At 61.7% G+C, this 15,918-nt stretch carries 11 protein-coding genes and 1 pseudogene; 9 read left to right on the top strand and 3 right to left on the bottom strand.

Features of this window, described 5'->3' with window-relative positions; genetic code table 11:
* Positions 1–235: 235 nt before the first annotated feature.
* From ACX3YF_RS05730 to ACX3YF_RS05710, 5 genes are all read left to right on the top strand, one after another.
* Entirely contained in the window at positions 236–2,686 is a 2,451-nt protein-coding gene (locus ACX3YF_RS05730; protein ID WP_130207371.1) for a glycogen/starch/alpha-glucan phosphorylase, read from the top strand.
* A 158-nt stretch (positions 2,687–2,844) separates the two neighbouring features.
* Positions 2,845–6,432, top strand: a complete 3,588-nt coding sequence (locus ACX3YF_RS05725) for a DUF2339 domain-containing protein (protein ID WP_458973520.1) — start codon at positions 2,845–2,847, stop codon at positions 6,430–6,432.
* Positions 6,429–7,799 (top strand): DUF3999 domain-containing protein, encoded by a 1,371-nt coding sequence (locus ACX3YF_RS05720; protein ID WP_458973519.1) that lies wholly within the window; start codon positions 6,429–6,431, stop codon positions 7,797–7,799. The genes ACX3YF_RS05725 and ACX3YF_RS05720 overlap by 4 nt, the downstream gene beginning before the upstream one ends.
* Before the next feature lie 273 nt (positions 7,800–8,072).
* Positions 8,073–9,083, top strand: a complete 1,011-nt coding sequence (locus tag ACX3YF_RS05715; protein WP_458973518.1) for a class 1 fructose-bisphosphatase — start codon at positions 8,073–8,075, stop codon at positions 9,081–9,083.
* Positions 9,084–9,086: 3 nt separating this feature from the next.
* Positions 9,087–9,689, top strand: a complete 603-nt coding sequence (locus ACX3YF_RS05710; protein ID WP_103405920.1) for a DUF924 family protein — start codon at positions 9,087–9,089, stop codon at positions 9,687–9,689.
* Positions 9,690–9,806: 117 nt separating this feature from the next.
* Here ACX3YF_RS05710 and ACX3YF_RS05705 read toward each other — a convergent pair whose 3' ends face one another.
* Entirely contained in the window at positions 9,807–10,571 is a 765-nt protein-coding gene (locus ACX3YF_RS05705; RefSeq protein WP_422625966.1) for a methyl-accepting chemotaxis protein, read from the bottom strand.
* Between the two features lie 93 nt (positions 10,572–10,664).
* A pseudogene (locus ACX3YF_RS05700) lies at positions 10,665–11,687 on the bottom strand (HAMP domain-containing protein); the annotation flags it as partial.
* Between the two features lie 297 nt (positions 11,688–11,984).
* Between ACX3YF_RS05700 and ACX3YF_RS05695 the strand changes: the two are divergent.
* Both ACX3YF_RS05695 and ACX3YF_RS05690 read left to right on the top strand, forming a co-directional pair.
* Complete coding sequence (locus ACX3YF_RS05695) at positions 11,985–12,239, top strand: hypothetical protein (RefSeq protein ID WP_103404440.1); 255 nt, start codon at positions 11,985–11,987, stop codon at positions 12,237–12,239.
* Between the two features lie 31 nt (positions 12,240–12,270).
* Positions 12,271–12,840, top strand: a complete 570-nt coding sequence (locus ACX3YF_RS05690) for a lipocalin family protein (protein ID WP_090465714.1) — start codon at positions 12,271–12,273, stop codon at positions 12,838–12,840.
* A gap of 282 nt (positions 12,841–13,122) precedes the next feature.
* Here ACX3YF_RS05690 and ACX3YF_RS05685 read toward each other — a convergent pair whose 3' ends face one another.
* On the bottom strand, positions 13,123–14,487 hold the full coding sequence (locus tag ACX3YF_RS05685) for a formimidoylglutamate deiminase (protein WP_458973517.1): 1,365 nt from the start codon (positions 14,485–14,487) through the stop codon (positions 13,123–13,125).
* Between the two features lie 146 nt (positions 14,488–14,633).
* Between ACX3YF_RS05685 and hutC the strand changes: the two genes are divergently transcribed.
* Both hutC and ACX3YF_RS05675 read left to right on the top strand, forming a co-directional pair.
* On the top strand, positions 14,634–15,344 hold the full coding sequence (hutC, locus tag ACX3YF_RS05680; protein ID WP_161793960.1) for a histidine utilization repressor: 711 nt from the start codon (positions 14,634–14,636) through the stop codon (positions 15,342–15,344).
* Positions 15,341–15,913 carry a HutD/Ves family protein gene (locus tag ACX3YF_RS05675; protein WP_196584748.1) on the top strand — a complete coding sequence of 191 codons (573 nt, stop codon included), beginning with the start codon at positions 15,341–15,343 and terminating at the stop codon, positions 15,911–15,913. The genes hutC and ACX3YF_RS05675 overlap by 4 nt, the downstream gene beginning before the upstream one ends.
* Positions 15,914–15,918: the final 5 nt, after the last annotated feature.

The raw sequence follows: 15,918 nt of genomic DNA, 5'->3' as shown, positions 1-15,918 counted from the left end.
CAGGGCGCGCGATCATACCGGGACTGGTGGATTTTTGAACAACCTTTCGCCAGATTTTTTGCGTTGGACGGTCGATTGGCCATAAATTCGGCACGGCCCCTGCATTGATTCCAGCACACGACAATGTATTAACGACCTAAGTCGCACTAACAGGAAAAACTGCCGAACCAGAGCCTCTACCGCCTGTCAGACCGTCTAGGCTCAGACAACCCAACGCTCGCTCGAGGTCTTATTGATGACTCAAGAACCACTTGTTCGCGAAGCAGAGGTGGCCGCATTCCGCGACGCCGTCTTGACCAAGCTCACTTACGCGGTGGGCAAAGACCCGGATCACGCCTTCGACCATGACTGGTTCGAAGCCATTGCGCTGGCGGCGCGTGATCACATGGTCGAGCACTGGATGGACCATACGCGCCAGATCTACCGCAAGGGTCAGAAGCGCGTTTACTACCTGTCCCTGGAATTCCTCATCGGCCGCTTGCTCTACGACAGCCTGAGCAACCTCGGTTTGCTGGACGTGGCGCGTGAAGCGCTGACCGAGCTGGGCGTCGACCTTGAACGCATTCGCTTGCTGGAGCCCGACGCGGCGCTCGGCAATGGCGGCCTCGGTCGCTTGGCGGCGTGCTTCATGGAAAGCATGTCGACCCTGGGCATCGCTGGCCATGGCTATGGCATTCGGTACGAGCATGGCTTGTTCCGTCAGGCCATTGTCGACGGCTGGCAGCAGGAGCAGACCGAGCACTGGCTGGATTTCGGCAACCCCTGGGAGTTCGAGCGGCCGGAAGTGGTGTATCCGATTGGCTTCGGCGGCAGCGTCGAGACGGTCACCGATGAAAGCGGCAAATCCAGGCAGGTCTGGCACCCGGCGGAAACCGTGCGGGCCATTGCCTACGACACGCCGGTGGTCGGCTGGCGCGGGGCGAGCGTGAACACGCTGCGACTGTGGCGTGCACGGGCCATGGAAGATCTGCACCTGGAACGTTTCAACGCCGGTGACCACCTGGGGGCGGTCGCCGAAGTGGCCCGGGCCGAAAGTATCTCCCGCGTGCTCTACCCGGCGGACAGCACCGAAGCCGGCCAGGAACTGCGCCTGCGCCAGGAATACTTCTTCGTCGCCGCGTCCCTGCAGGATTTGCTGCGCCGCCATCGCAACATGCACACCTCGGTACTGACCCTGGGCGATCACGCGGCCATCCAGCTCAATGACACCCACCCGTCGATTGCCGTGGCCGAGCTGATGCGTCAATTGGTCGACGTCTACGATGTGGCGTGGGACGCCGCCTGGCAGGTTACGGTCGACACGTTGTCCTACACCAACCACACGCTGCTGCCCGAAGCGCTGGAAACCTGGCCGGTCGGCTTGATGGAGCGCATGCTGCCGCGGCACATGCAGATCATTTACCTGATCAACGCCCAGCACATCGATTCGTTGCGCGCCAAAGGCATTCACGACTTCGACGTGTTGCGCGCGGTATCACTGATCGAAGAAGACAACGGCCGCCGCGTGCGCATGGGCAACCTGGCATTCCTCGGTTCCCACAGCGTCAACGGCGTGTCCGGGCTGCACACGCAGTTGATGCGCAAAACCGTGTTCTCCGAACTGCACAAGCTCTATCCGGACCGGATCAACAACAAGACCAACGGCATCACCTTCCGCCGCTGGCTCTATCAGGCCAACTCCGAACTGACGTCGATGCTGGTCGATGCCCTTGGCCCGCAGCTGCTGGACAACGCTGAAGATCGCTTGCTCGGTCTGGAACCGTTCGCCGAAAAGACCGCGTTCCGCAAGGCGTTTGCCGAGCAACGGCTGCACAGCAAAAAAGCCCTGGCCTACATCATTCACGAACGGCTCGGGGTGGCGGTCAATCCGGCGGCCATGTTCGACGTGCAGGTCAAGCGCATCCACGAATACAAACGGCAACTGCTCAACCTGATGCACACCGTGGCGCTGTACCAGGCGATTCGCGCCGAACCGGAAGTCGATTGGGTGCCGCGGGTGAAAATCTTTGCCGGCAAGGCGGCGGCGAGTTATCACCAGGCCAAGCTGATCATCAAGCTGACCAACGACATCGCCCGGGTGGTGAACAACGACCCGACCGTGCGTGGGTTGCTGAAAGTGGTGTTCCTGCCCAACTACAACGTCAGCCTGGCGGAAAGCATCATTCCGGCGGCGGACTTGTCCGAGCAGATCTCCACCGCCGGCTTCGAAGCCTCGGGCACCAGTAACATGAAATTCGGCCTGAACGGCGCGTTGACCATTGGCACACTGGACGGCGCCAACGTGGAAATGTGCGAACGCATCGGCGCCGAACACATGTTCATCTTCGGTCTCAGCGCCCAGCAAGTCGAAGCGCGCAAGCAGAACCAGGAGTTCAGCGCAGTGCCGGACATCGCCGCATCCCATCGGCTCAGCGACGTGCTGCAAGCCATTCGTAGCGGGGTGTTCTCGCCGGATGACCCGTCCCGTTACAGCGGGCTGATCGATTCACTGGTGGATTACGACCGCTTCCTGGTCTGCGCCGATTTTGACTCCTACTGGAATGCGCAAATGCGCGTCGAAGCCCATTGGCATGACTCGAACGAATGGTGGCGCTCTGCGGTACTGAACACGGCGCGGATGGGCTGGTTTTCGTCCGACCGGACCATTCGTGAGTACGCGACCGATATCTGGAAGGCACTGGAGTAACTATTCGCCCGGCCCGATATACTGGCGCCCGGGAAAAGATCGCAGCCTTCGGTGGCTCCTGCAGGTGAACGCATCGTCCTGTAGGCGCTGCCGAAGGCTGCGATCTTTTGGGGCTGGCCAAGCTAGTCTTTCAGGGATTGTGCTCAAGGATATCGACCATGCAATGGATGTTCATGCTGATTGGCCTGGTGCTGGGCTGGATACTCGATGAGTCGTTCAGCGATGCGCTGCTCGGCGCGTTACTCGGGTTGGGCATCGGCCAGGCCATTCGCATCGCTCGATTGGGTTCCCAGGCCAACGAGCAGCGTCGCTTGCTGGAGCAGGCGCAGGTCGCGCTGCATGCGGTCGAGCAACGGCTCGCGGTGCTGGAAGTCACCGGCGTTGCAGCGTCTGAAACCCGCGAACCGGTCATGGGTGAAACCGTTCCCCTCCCGGATCTCGTTGTCGCGCAAGCCCCGGCCGAAACCCCGGAATTGATCTGGGAGCTGCCGCCCGAACTCGAACCCGTCGCTGCTGCGGCCACCGAAGCCAGTCGTCCGTCACCGGTCGATGCCTGGAAACCGGAGCCGGTTGCCCGCGAGCCACAATCCCCTGCCATCCCTCGCGGACCCAATTTCATCGAGCGGGCCATCAGCGGTGCCCGTGCGTGGCTGTTCGGCGGCAACACCGTGCTGCGGGTCGGCGTCGTGTTGTTATTCCTCGGTCTGGCCTTCCTGCTGCGTTACGCCACTGAAGGCATGGTGGTGCCGATCGAGTTGCGTTACGCCGGAGTCGCGTCAGCGGCACTCGGTCTGCTTGGGCTGGGTTGGTGGCTGCGAACACGCAACAACAATTACGCGTTAATGCTCCAAGGCACCGGTATCGCGGTGTTGTACTTGACGGTGTTTGCGGCGATGCGTCTGCACCCGTTGCTCGATCCCTCGGCGGCGCTGGGGTTGCTGGTGGCGGTGACGGTGTTTTCAGCGATTCTGGCCATTACCCAGGATGCCTTGGGGCTGGCGGCTGCCGCCGCACTGGGCGGGTTCGCCGCGCCGATCCTGACCTCTACCGGTGCCGGTAATCACGTCGCTCTGTTCAGTTACTTCGCGCTACTCAATGCCGGCATCCTCGCCATCGCGTGGTTCAAGGCCTGGCGCCTGCTTAACCTGATCGGCTTCGTCGGCACTTTCGGTATCGGCTTCGCCTGGGGCCTGCGTTCCTATACGCCAGAGTTGCTGTGGAGCACCCAGCCGTTTCTGATTCTGTTCTTCCTGATGTACCTGGCCATCGGCCTGTTGTTTGCCCGACGAAAGCTGCTGGAGATGAGCGACGCGCCCGAGGATGACAGCCGTGAAGCGCTGCTGCACTGGTCGGCGCGCAAAGGCGATTACGTCGATGGCGCGATGCTGTTCGGCCCGCCATTGGTGGGTTTCGGATTGCAGTTCGCCCTGGTGCAGCACCTGGAGTTCGCCGCTGCGTTCAGTGCCTTGGCATTGGGCATGATCTACATGGGGCTGGCGCGGGCATTGATGGGGGGACGGGCGCTGCTGCTGGCGGAAACCTGCCTGGCGCTGGGCGTGATCTTCGCCAGTCTGGCGATTCCACTGGGGCTCGATGCGCGGTGGACATCCGCGGCATGGGCGGTGGAGGGGGCGGGCATTTTCTGGCTTGGCCTGCGTCAGCAACGACCGCTGGCCCGTGCGTTTGCATTGTGCCTGCAATTGGGGGCGGCGCTGGCGTTTCTCAGCGAGTTGCGCAGCGGCGAGAGCAGCTTGCTGGACGGTGCGCCGCTGGGGGCATTGATGCTCGGTGCCGCGCTGCTGTTCAGTTTTTATCAACTGCACAAAGCCTTGCCTGGACAGGTCTCGAATCGGGAGCGCCAGGGCCTGCCGGTGCTGGCTTGCCTCGGCCTGACGTTTCTCTATCTGCTGGCGCCGCTGTTCTTCTTCACCCACGGCACGGCGATCAGTTGGGCGCTGGCGGGGCTGGCGACCCTGTTCGTCGGCTTGCGCCTGCAATCGCGCACCTTTCTGTTCACTGCGTTTGCCGTGCAGTTGCTGGGCGGCGCGCTGTTCCTGTTGCGCCTGCAAGGCGCCGGCGACGAGTCTGGCGCGGTGTTGAGCGCCGGTTGGAACGGATTGCTCAGTGCATCCTTGATCGGCCTGGCGTTGATCGTCGGCATGCTGTTGGCGGCGCGTGATGACAGGGTGCGCAGCGATGTGCGACTGCTGCGCGGATTGTCAGTGGTGTTGTTGGCCGGTCTGATGCTGATCAACCTCGCGGTGTTGTTTGTCCTGCCGTGGCAAACGGCAAGTGCGGTGTGGGCAGCCAGTGGTTTGTTGATCATCTGGCTGAGCCTGTACCTGAAGCAGCGGGTGAGTTTTGCCTTTGGTCTGGTGTTGCAGGTGATTGGCGGCGCGGCATTCCTGGTGGCCGGGCCGGAGTTGCTCGGGCCGTTGGCCAGTGAAGGTTTGCGCCCCTTGGCCCATGGCGGTTTCTGGACGCCGCTGGTCTTGGGCTTGGCTGCACTGGTCGGGGCCTGGCGTTTGCAGCTCGGCAACCATGACACGGCGTTCGATGTGCTGAACTTGCAGCGTTTGTCCGATGTGTTGCTGGTGTGGGGCGCGGGCTGGTGGGCGCTGGCGTGGATCAGTGAAGTACTGCGCTTCGCCCCGCTGAATCTGCAAGCGACTTTGCTGCTCGCCGTTGCCGCGCTAAGCGTTGCGCCATGGGGGTGGCTGACGCTGCGCCTGAAATGGCCGTCGCTGGGTTTACTCTGCACGTTGCTGATTCCGGCGGCCGGCCTGGTGTTGCTCGGCGCCTGGCATGGGCGTTATCACCCGGCGGCCAATTTCGGATGGCTGGCGTGGGTGGGCGTGTTTGTCGTGCACTTCATCTCGTTGCGACGTTTGGCTCCAATGCTGCCGGGGCGGGCGCTGAGTGCCGCCCACGTGCTCGGCTGCTGGCTGTTGATCGGTGTGCTGGCCCTGGAGCTGCGTTATGGCCTGCTGCTGTTGTCCGAGCAGTACAACGCTTGGCGCTGGTTGGGTTGGGCGATCCTGCCGAGCCTGTATCTGGTCTTGATGGGGTCCCCGCGCGCCTGGCCGTGGCCGGTATCGGCTTACCCTCGCGAGTACCGCGTGTATGCCGCCGCGCCGTTGGCCTTGCTGATGCTGGGCTGGTTCTGGCTGGCCAATATCGCCAGCGACGGCACCGCCGAACCACTGCCGTACGTGCCGTTGATCAATCCGCTGGAGCTGGGGTTGTTGTTTGCGCTGTTCGGCGTCTACGTCTGGTCGCGCAGCGCGGTGGCACAGCTGGCGATCCGCGGGGGCTACACGGCCCACGTTTCACAACTTGTCGCCGGCGTTTCGCTGTTCGCGTTCTTCACTGCGCTGGTGATGCGTGCCGCGCACCATTGGGGCGGGGTAGCGTTCGAGCTGGATGCGTTGCTCGAATCCATGTTGGTGCAGGCCGGCCTGTCGATCGTCTGGACCTTGATGGCCCTGGGGCTGATGATTGGTGGCCATTTGCGCCACCGTCGCGAAGTCTGGTTGATCGGTGCGGCGCTGATTGGCGTGGTGGTGGCCAAGCTGTTCTTTGTTGAGTTGAGTAACCGCGGCGGTCTGGCGCGGATCGTTTCGTTTATCGGCGTTGGCGTATTGCTGCTGGTGGTGGGTTATTTCGCCCCGTTACCGCCCAAGCGCGCCGAGCCTGTGCCGGAAGCTGAAAACCCGGCCCCGGAATCCGAAGGAGTGTCGTCTTGAGTCATAAGCTGAACCTGGGCTGGTTGGGCGCAGTTGCAATGGGAATGGCCATGGCCGCTGTTGCCCAGGACAAACCGGCGGACTTCGCCACGCAGGTGCCGTTGTCCGTCAGTGGCGAAGGCCCGTGGTATCGCCTCGATCTGCCCTTGGTCGTGCAACTGAATGCACGGCAGACCGACCTGAGCGATGTACGTGTGTTCGACGCGGCGGGTGATGCACAGGCCTACGCCCTGGCCCGGGAAGCCGCACAAACCGCTGACAACCGCAGGCTGACCGACGTGAAGTGGTTCCCGCTGTACAACTCGATGGACGCCACCGAACACGCGCCAAGCGTGCGGGTGCAATCGAGCGCCAATGGCACCCTGGTCGAAGTGCAGCCCTCCAGTCAGCTGGAGGCCGGCGAAGAAGCGTTGCGTGGCTGGTTGCTCGACGCCAGTGCCATCAAGGCGCCGTTGCAGCAGCTGATTCTCGACTGGACCAGTGAGCGCGATGGCTTTCAACGTTTCAGTATCGAGGCCAGCGACGATTTGCAGCATTGGCAGTCCTGGGGCGAAGGACAGGTGGCGCGGCTGACCTTTGCCGATGAGCGGGTCGAACAACACGAAGTAGGTCTGCCAGGGCAGTCGGCGCGCTACCTGCGCTTGCTGTGGGACACCCCGTACACGGCACCGACCCTCACGTCGGCGCAATTGGAAAGCGCCAGCTCCCGCCGCCTGCCGCTGCCGTTGGTCTGGTCGCCAGCGTTGGCCGGCAGCAGCGTGAAGGCCGGTGAATACACCTGGCAATTGCCGATGGGGCTGAACGTCGAGCGGGTGCAGGTTGAGTTGAGCCAGCCCAACAGCCTGGCGCCAGTGACCTTGTACGGGCGTCGGGACAGCAGCCTTCCATGGCAACCGATGAGCAGCGCTTTGCTCTATCGCCTGACGCAGAACGGCCAGGATGTGGTGCAGAACGAGCTACAGCTGTCGGGGCAAACGGTCCAGCAGTTGAAACTGACCGTGGACGAACGCGGAGGCGGTCTGGGTGCTCAGGCTCCGAGCGTCAAGTACGCCGTGCGCGCCACGCAATTGGTGTTCCTGGCTCGCGGGCCGGGGCCTTATACCCTGGCGCTGGGGAGTTCGACTGTGAAGGCCGCTAACCTGCCGTTGTCGACGCTGATTCCGGATTACAGCGCTGCGAAACTGGCGACGCTGGGCAAGGCTTCGGTCGATGGTGGGGTTGTGGTTGCGCCGGCTGCTGCGCCGGTGCAGGCGTCCACGGGCACTGACTGGAAGAAATTCGGCCTGTGGGCCGTATTGTTGCTGAGCGTGCTGTTCCTGGCGGCGATGGCGTTCAGTCTGCTGCGCAAACCGCCCGCCAAATCCTGAAGCCGGGTGCTTCGCACCCCATCGCGAGCAGGCTCGCTCCCACAAGGAAAGTGCAGTACCCGTGAGAGCGGGCTTGCCCGCAATAGCGGTCGATCAGTCAATGGAAAGGCTGAAATGACCGCTACTTTTCGGCTCACACCCGGACCATTTCCAACTACGCTGAACCCCGCGCATGAACTCTCTTCGGTCGATCACGTCTGATAGGAGGAAATGCGCCCCGACTCGCGTTAAACTGCGCGGGTTTTTAGCCCCCCCATTCCTCCGGAGCCTTCCATGTCCCGCGTTACCTTGAGTCGCTATTTGATTGAGCAGACCCGCAGCAACAACACTCCTGCCGATCTGCGCTTCCTGATCGAAGTGGTGGCGCGTGCCTGCAAGGAGATCAGCCACGCCGTTTCCAAAGGCGCCCTGGGCGGCGTTCTGGGCAGCATGGGCACTGAAAACGTCCAGGGCGAAGTGCAGAAGAAGCTCGACGTTCTGTCCAACGAGATCCTGCTCGAAGCCAACGAATGGGGCGGTCACCTGGCTGGCATGGCGTCCGAAGAAATGGACAACGCCTACCAGATCCCGGGCAAATACCCGAAAGGCGCCTACCTGCTGGTTTTCGACCCGCTGGACGGTTCGTCGAACATCGACATCAACGCGCCGGTCGGCACCATCTTCTCGGTACTGCGTTGCCCGAGCGAGTACCTGAGCCAGAACGAAGCCTTGAATGAAAAGGCCTTCCTGCAGCCAGGCACTCAGCAGGTCGCCGCCGGTTATGCCATCTACGGTCCGCAGACCATGCTGGTCCTGACCCTGGGCGACGGCGTCAAAGGCTTCACCCTGGACCGCGAAATGGGCAGCTTCGTACTGACCCACGAAGACATCACCATTCCTGAATCCACCCAGGAATTCGCCATCAACATGTCCAACCAGCGCCACTGGGAAGCCCCGGTGCAACGCTACGTCAGCGAATTGCTGGCGGGCGAGGAAGGTCCGCTGAAAAAGAACTACAACATGCGCTGGGTCGCCGCGATGGTAGCGGACGTGCACCGCATCCTGACCCGTGGCGGTCTGTTCATGTACCCACGCGACAGCCGCGAGCCATCGAAGCCGGGCAAACTGCGCCTGATGTACGAAGCTAACCCGATGTCGTTCCTGGTGGAACAGGCGGGCGGCGCGTCCACCAACGGCCACCAGCGCATCCTCGACATCAAGCCTGACGGCCTGCACCAGCGTGTTGCGGTGTTCCTCGGCTCGAAAGAAGAAGTTGCACGCGTCACGGGTTACCACAAGGAATAAACCATGAACGCGCCCTGGCAGCCGCTGCTCGAATGGTGGTTCGGTAAAGCCGAATCTTCCAGGGAGGTCGCGGCTGACAAGGGCAGGTTATGGTTCGGCAAGCGTGACAGCCAGGACCTCGAAGCGCGCACGCGTTTCGGGGACCAGGTCGAGCAGGCACTGACCGGCGGTTTGACCGATTGGGCGCAATGCCCCGAAGGTTGGCTGGCTCTGGTGCTGCTACTCGATCAACTCCCGCGAATGATCTTTCGCGACTCCCCCAAGGCTTTTTCCGGTGACATCAGGGCTCAGGCGCTGGTAGCGCAAGGCATTGCTGCGGACTTCGATCGCCAGTTGCGGCCCATTCAGCGGGTGTTCATCTACCTGGTGTTCGAACACAGCGAACATCTGGCGGTACAGAACGAAGGTGTCTCGCGTTACATCGAGCTGGTGGCGCAACAGCCGGACGTCGATCGGGCGCTGTTTGCCGACTATCTGGATTACGCCGAAAAGCATCAGAAAGTGATTGCGCAGTTTGGACGGTTTCCCCATCGCAATGCGGTGTTGGGGCGCGAGTCTACGGCTGAGGAGCTGGCGTTTCTGTCAAAACCCGGTTCCAGGTTCTGACTCTTCATTGCGGCAAATACCGCCTTCGCGAGCAGGCTCGCTCCCACATTGGATCTGTGTCGTTCACAAATCCTGTGTGGGAGCGAGCCTGCTCGCGAAGAGGCCGGTGAAAGCGCCCTAGATCCGGAAACTACCCACCAGATGCTTCAATCGCGCCGCCTGCTGCTCCAGGTCTGAACACGCGCGCAAAGTCGCCTGCAGGTTCTCCACACCTTCCTGGTTCAGCGTGTTGATCTCGGTGATGTCGACGTTGATCGATTCCACCACGGCTGTCTGTTCTTCGGTGGCCGTGGCGACCGACTGGTTCATGCCGTCAATTTCGCCGATGCGCTGGGTCACGCTGCCCAGGCGTTCTCCGGCCTGGTTGGCGATGCCGACACTGCTTTCGCTCTGGCGCTGGCTGTCGGTCATGATGGTGACCGCTTCCCGGGCGCCGACCTGCAGTTCTTCGATCATCTTCTGCACTTGCTGCGCGGAGTCCTGAGTGCGGTGGGCGAGGTTGCGCACCTCATCGGCCACCACCGCAAACCCGCGTCCGGCTTCACCGGCACGCGCCGCTTCAATGGCAGCGTTCAGCGCCAGCAGGTTGGTCTGCTGGGAGATGCTGGTGATCACGTCCAGAATCTGCCCGATGTTGACGGTGTTGCTGTTGAGCGTCTCGATGTTGCCGCACGAATCGCTGATCTTCGCCGAGAGTTGCTGCATCGCGCTGATGGTTTTGTCCACCACCTGCTGACCGTCTTCGGCCAGGCTACGGGCATCGCTCGAATGCTGGGAGGCGAGGGCAGCGTTCTGGGCGATTTCCTGGGCGGCGGCGCCGAGCTGGTTGATCGCCGCGGCGACGCTGCTGGTACGCGAGGCCTGCTGGTCGGAGTTGAACATCGACGAGTTCGAGGCGGCCACCACGCGCAGCGCCACTTCGTTGACCTGGCCGGTGGCCGAGGACACTTCGATGATCGAGGTGTGAATGCGTTCGACAAAGCGGTTGAATGACAGCCCCAGCGCACCGAATTCGTCGTGACCGTGAATGGTCAGGCGTTTGGTCAGATCGCCTTCGCCTTCGGCGATGTCATGCATGGCGCGACCCATGGCCAGCAACGGCTGCATCAGGAAACTGATCAGCATGCCCAGCAACGCGATGATGATCACCACGGCAATCACCATGGCGATGAGCGCCGAGGTGCGGAATTCGCTGAGCATCGAGAACGCAGTGTCCTGGTCCAGCACCAGCGCCACATACCAATCCGCCGAAGGCACGCCGTTGACGTGGGTGAAGGAGATGAACTGTTTCTTTGCGTCGACCTCGATTTCTTTCAGGCCCGGGCTGACTTTCGGCACCCCGTTGGGGTAGGCATCGGCGAGGTTTTTGAGCACCAGTTTGCTGTCCGGGTGGATCAGGATCTTGCCGTCGGCGCTGACAATGAAGGCATGGCCATGACCGCCGAAGTTCAGCGAGTTGATGATTGCACTGACGCTGGACAGGTCGATGTCGGCGCCGGCGACGCCGATCATCTGGCCCTGGCGTTGTACCGGGGTCGCGACGGTGATCACCAGTTTGCCCGACGAGGCGGCGATATACGGTTCGGTGACGATGGTCTGCTGTGCGCCGGTGGCCGCCTTGTACCAGCCACGGGCGCGCGGATCGTAGTCCGCCGCACGGTTACCGGCCGGGACCGAGAACATGACGCCGTCGGCACCGCCGAAGTAGCTCAGCTGGAAGTTGCCCGTGTAGGCGGGCAAGTCGATGATGCGTTTCAGGCTGGCGGGGGCGCTGCCATCGGCGCTGACCTGTTGGGCCATCGATTGCAGCATCTGCATGCGGCTATCCAACCAGGTCTGAATGTTGCTGGTGGTCAGGCTGCCGAGCTCCTGCATCGAGGCTTCGGTGTTGTTATGCAGCGTCTGACGCTGGCGATAGTCGTTGAACAGGATGAAACAAGCGAATGCAACGGCCACCACGAGGGCAGCAGCCAACAAAATCTTGTGGCTGAACTTCATGTTTCTGGACATTAAATGAGCTACCGCGGAAAGACAGGACAACAAAGGTGGGGGCAAGCGCCACGGTCGTGGGCTTTGCGCTGCCTTTTATGTCGACAGAGTGGCGCCAAAGATTAGACGCTTTTTTGCGAAACCCGACGAAATGCTCAAGAGCCAGGCGAAGTGGCTGAATCTTCGGCAATAGGCGGACGAGCGGCCCAATAAATAGGCGCTCGGCCAGGGAACCAGACAGGGGTTTTCTCTTCTAAGGTTCAGCTTGGCTGCCATGCCAATCCCCTTCACCCCTGGAGTTACACCATGTCGCTGCGATCCATTGCCTTGCTTTCGTTCTGCGTGCTGTTGGCTGCGTGCAGCAAGGTCAATCAGGAAAACTACTCGAAGCTCTCGGCCGGCATGTCCAAGGCCGACGTAGAAACCTTGTTGGGCAAGCCGGCGGACTGCTCTGGCGCGCTGGGCATGTCCAGTTGCACCTGGGGTGACAAGAACAGCTTTATCAGCGTGCAGTATGCCGGTGACAAAGTGCTGATGTTTTCCGGCCAAGGCCTGAAGTAAACCGGGGCTACGTGCCCACGGGAGAAAAACAATGAAGCGGTTGTTGATAATGCTTTTTGCCGGCCTGGTATTGGCCGGCTGTGCCACTTCTGGCCAGGATCCGTTGGCGCCCAAGACCGCCAACAGCGTCAACCTCAAGCGTTACCAGGGCACCTGGTACGAGTTGGCACGTCTGCCGATGTATTTCCAGCGCGACTGTGCGCAATCCGAAGCCCACTACACGCTCAAGCCGGATGGCAACGTGGCGGTGCTGAACCGCTGTCTGACGGCGCAATGGCAATGGGAAGAGGTCAAGGGCACGGCTTATCCACAGGTGCCGGGCAAGACCGACAAATTGTGGGTCGAGTTCGATACCTGGTTTTCGAGGCTGATTCCGGGTGTGGCGAAGGGCGAGTACTGGGTGTTGTACGTCAGCGACGACTACAAGACCGCGATCGTCGGCGACCCGAGCCGACGTTACCTGTGGCTGCTGTCGCGCACGCCGACCGTCAATGGTGTGGTGCGTGAAGAACTGCTGAGCAAGGCGCGTCAGCAGGGCTACGACACCACGCGGCTGATCTGGCGAGCGTCGGACACACAGATGGCCAAGACCTCGAACTGATAGCACATGACCCTGTAGGAGCGAGCCTGCTCGCGATGGAGCATCAGACACAACGATGTCGTCTGACACACCATCGCGAGCAGGCTCGCTCCCACAGGTTTTTGCGTCAGTTCAGAAGCTTGCGCAGGATTTTTGCGGCGAGCGTCGGACACGCAGATGGCCAAGACTCAAACTGATAGCACATGACCCTGTAGGAGCGAGCCTGCTCGCGATGGAGTATCAGACACAACGATGTCGTCTGACACACCATCGCGAGCAGGCTCGCTCCCACAGGTTGTTGTGTCAGCCTAATAGCTCGCGCAGGACCTGGGTGAAGGCACGGTTGCTTTCCTCTTCCCCGGCATGACGTCCGTCGCGCACGACCCACTGACCGTTCACCAGCACGTCCCGCACCTGACGGTCGCCACCGGCAAACAACCATCGGTTCAGAATCCCGTCGCCACTGGCCGTTGCCAGGTACGGGTCGTTGCCGTCCAGCACCAGCCAATCCGCACGCTTGCCCACTTCCAGCGCACCGATCGGTTGCCCCAGCGCCTGGGCACCACCGTCGAGCGCCGCGTCATACAGGGTGCGCCCGACCATGGGCTGATCCGCGCCATACAGGCGATTACGCCGTTGATCGCGTAGGCGCTGACCGTATTCCAGCCAACGCAATTCTTCCACCACGCTCAATGACACATGGCTGTCGGAACCGATGCCCAGGCGTCCGCCTTGTGCGAGGAAGTCCACCGCCGGGAAAATCCCGTCGCCCAGGTTGGCTTCGGTGGTCAGGCACAGGCCGGCAATGGCGCGGCTCCTGGCCATCAGCGTGACTTCTTCCGGGTTGGCGTGGGTGGCGTGGACCAGGCACCAGCGCTGATCGACTTCGGTGTTTTCGTACAGCCATTGCAAAGGACGGCGGCCGCTCCAGGTCAGGCAGTCGTCGACTTCTTTCTGCTGTTCGGCGATGTGAATGTGCACCGGGCACTGCTTGTCGCTGGCGGCCAGCACTTCGCTGATCTGCTGCGGCGTCACCGCGCGCAACGAGTGGAAACACAGGCCCAGCGACTGCGCCGGTTGCTGCGCCAGAACCGGTTGCAGGCGCGATTGCAGCTTGAGGTAGTTTTCGGTGCTGTTGATGAAGCGGCGCTGGCCCTCGTTCGGCGTCTGGCCGCCGAAACCGGAGTGGCTGTAGAGCACCGGCAGCAGGGTCAAGCCGATACCGGCGGAACTGGCGGCCTGGCTGATACGCAAGGCCAGTTCGGCCGGGTCGGCGTAAGGCTGGCCGTTGTTGTCGTGGTGGACGTAATGAAATTCCGCCACCGAGGTGTACCCTGCCTTGAGCATTTCGATGTACAGCTGACGGGCGATGACGCCGAGTTGTTCCGGGCTGATTTTTCCGACGAGGCGATACATCAAGTCGCGCCAGGTCCAGAAACTGTCGTTTGGATTCCCCGCCACTTCCGCCAGTCCCGCCATGGCCCGCTGGAAGGCGTGAGAGTGCAGGTTCGGCATGCCCGGCAAGAGCGGACCGCTCAGCCGTTCGGCGCCTTCTGCGTGGGAATCGGCCTGGATATGGGTCAAGACGCCATCGGCGCTGACCTCAAGACGTACATTGTTGGCCCATCCACTAGGCAGCAGCGCGCGTTCGGCAAAGAAGGCGGACATGGTTCAGCACCCCATCGTGTGTTATTTGTATATACATATACAGACGTTTGCCTGCCCGGTAAACTCCGGCAAGCTAGCAACCCTATCCAAACGAACAAGGATCAACCGTGCCGACTCCGCCTCCAGTCTCTCCGTTGGCCGCGAACATGGGCGACAGTCCGGCGCCCTTGTACGCCCGCGTCAAACAAATGATTACCCAGCAAATCGACAGTGGAAACTGGCCGCCGCACTACCGCGTTCCGTCGGAAAGCGAGCTGGTCAATCAGTTGGGCTTCAGCCGCATGACCATCAACCGCGCCCTGCGCGAGATGACCGCTGACGGTCTGTTGGTGCGCATGCAAGGCGTCGGTACGTTCGTCGCCGAGCCGAAAAGCCAGTCCGCGCTGTTTGAAGTGCACAACATTGCGGATGAAATCGCTTCCCGTGGCCATCGCCACACGTGCAAGGTCATCACCCTGGAAGAAGAGGCCGCCGGCTCGGAACGCGCCCTGGCCCTCGACATGCGCGAAGGGCAGAAAGTCTTCCACTCGCTGATCGTGCATTTCGAGAACGATATTCCGGTGCAAATCGAAGACCGCTTCGTCAATGCGCTGGTGGCGCCGGATTACCTCAAGCAGGACTTCACCCTGCAAACGCCTTACGCCTACCTCAACCAGGTCGCGCCGCTGACCGAAGGCGAGCACGTGGTCGAGGCCATTCTGGCCGAGCCGTCCGAATGCAAATTGCTGCAGATCGAAAAAGGCGAGCCGTGCCTGCTGATTCGCCGCCGCACCTGGTCCGGCCGTCAGCCGGTGACCGCCGCCCGTTTGATCCACCCTGGTTCCCGTCATCGTCTGGAAGGCCGGTTTCATAAATGAACGAGTTGAAAGTTTTACGCGCCAAAGACTACCCGCGCATGCCCTGGAAAAACGGCGGCGGCAGCACTGAAGAAATCAGCCGCGATGCCGGCACTGGCCTGGACGGCTTCGGCTGGCGCCTGTCGATTGCCGACATCGGTGAGTCGGGTGGTTTCTCAACTTTCGCCGGTTACGAGCGGATCATCACCGTGTTGCAGGGCGACGGCATGACGTTGTCGGTGGACGGGCAGAGCACGCGACCGCTGTTACCGCTCGACCCGTTTGCCTTCAGTGGCGAGAGTCAGGTGTCTTGCACGCTGCTCGGTGGAGCGATCCGCGATTTCAACCTGATCTATGCGCCGCAGCGCTACCGTGCACGGTTGCAGTGGCTGGCCGGCGAGCAGCGGTTTTTCAGCGAGGCCAGCACATTGCTGGTGTTCAGTGTGAGCGAGCAAACTGACGTATCGGTCGATCACCGCGTCCAGCATCTGGGCCTCCATGATTGCCTGCAGCTGGAGGCCAATGCCGGGTTGCTGGACGTCACCATCAAGGGCTTGTGCTGCGTGATCGAACTCACGCCTCGTGGCTGATCCCG

The sequence above is a fragment of the Pseudomonas fluorescens group sp. PF-69 genome (assembly GCF_054481235.1).
Note: the sequence above shows the minus strand (reverse complement) of the source record. Positions and strands in the feature narration are given on the sequence as shown.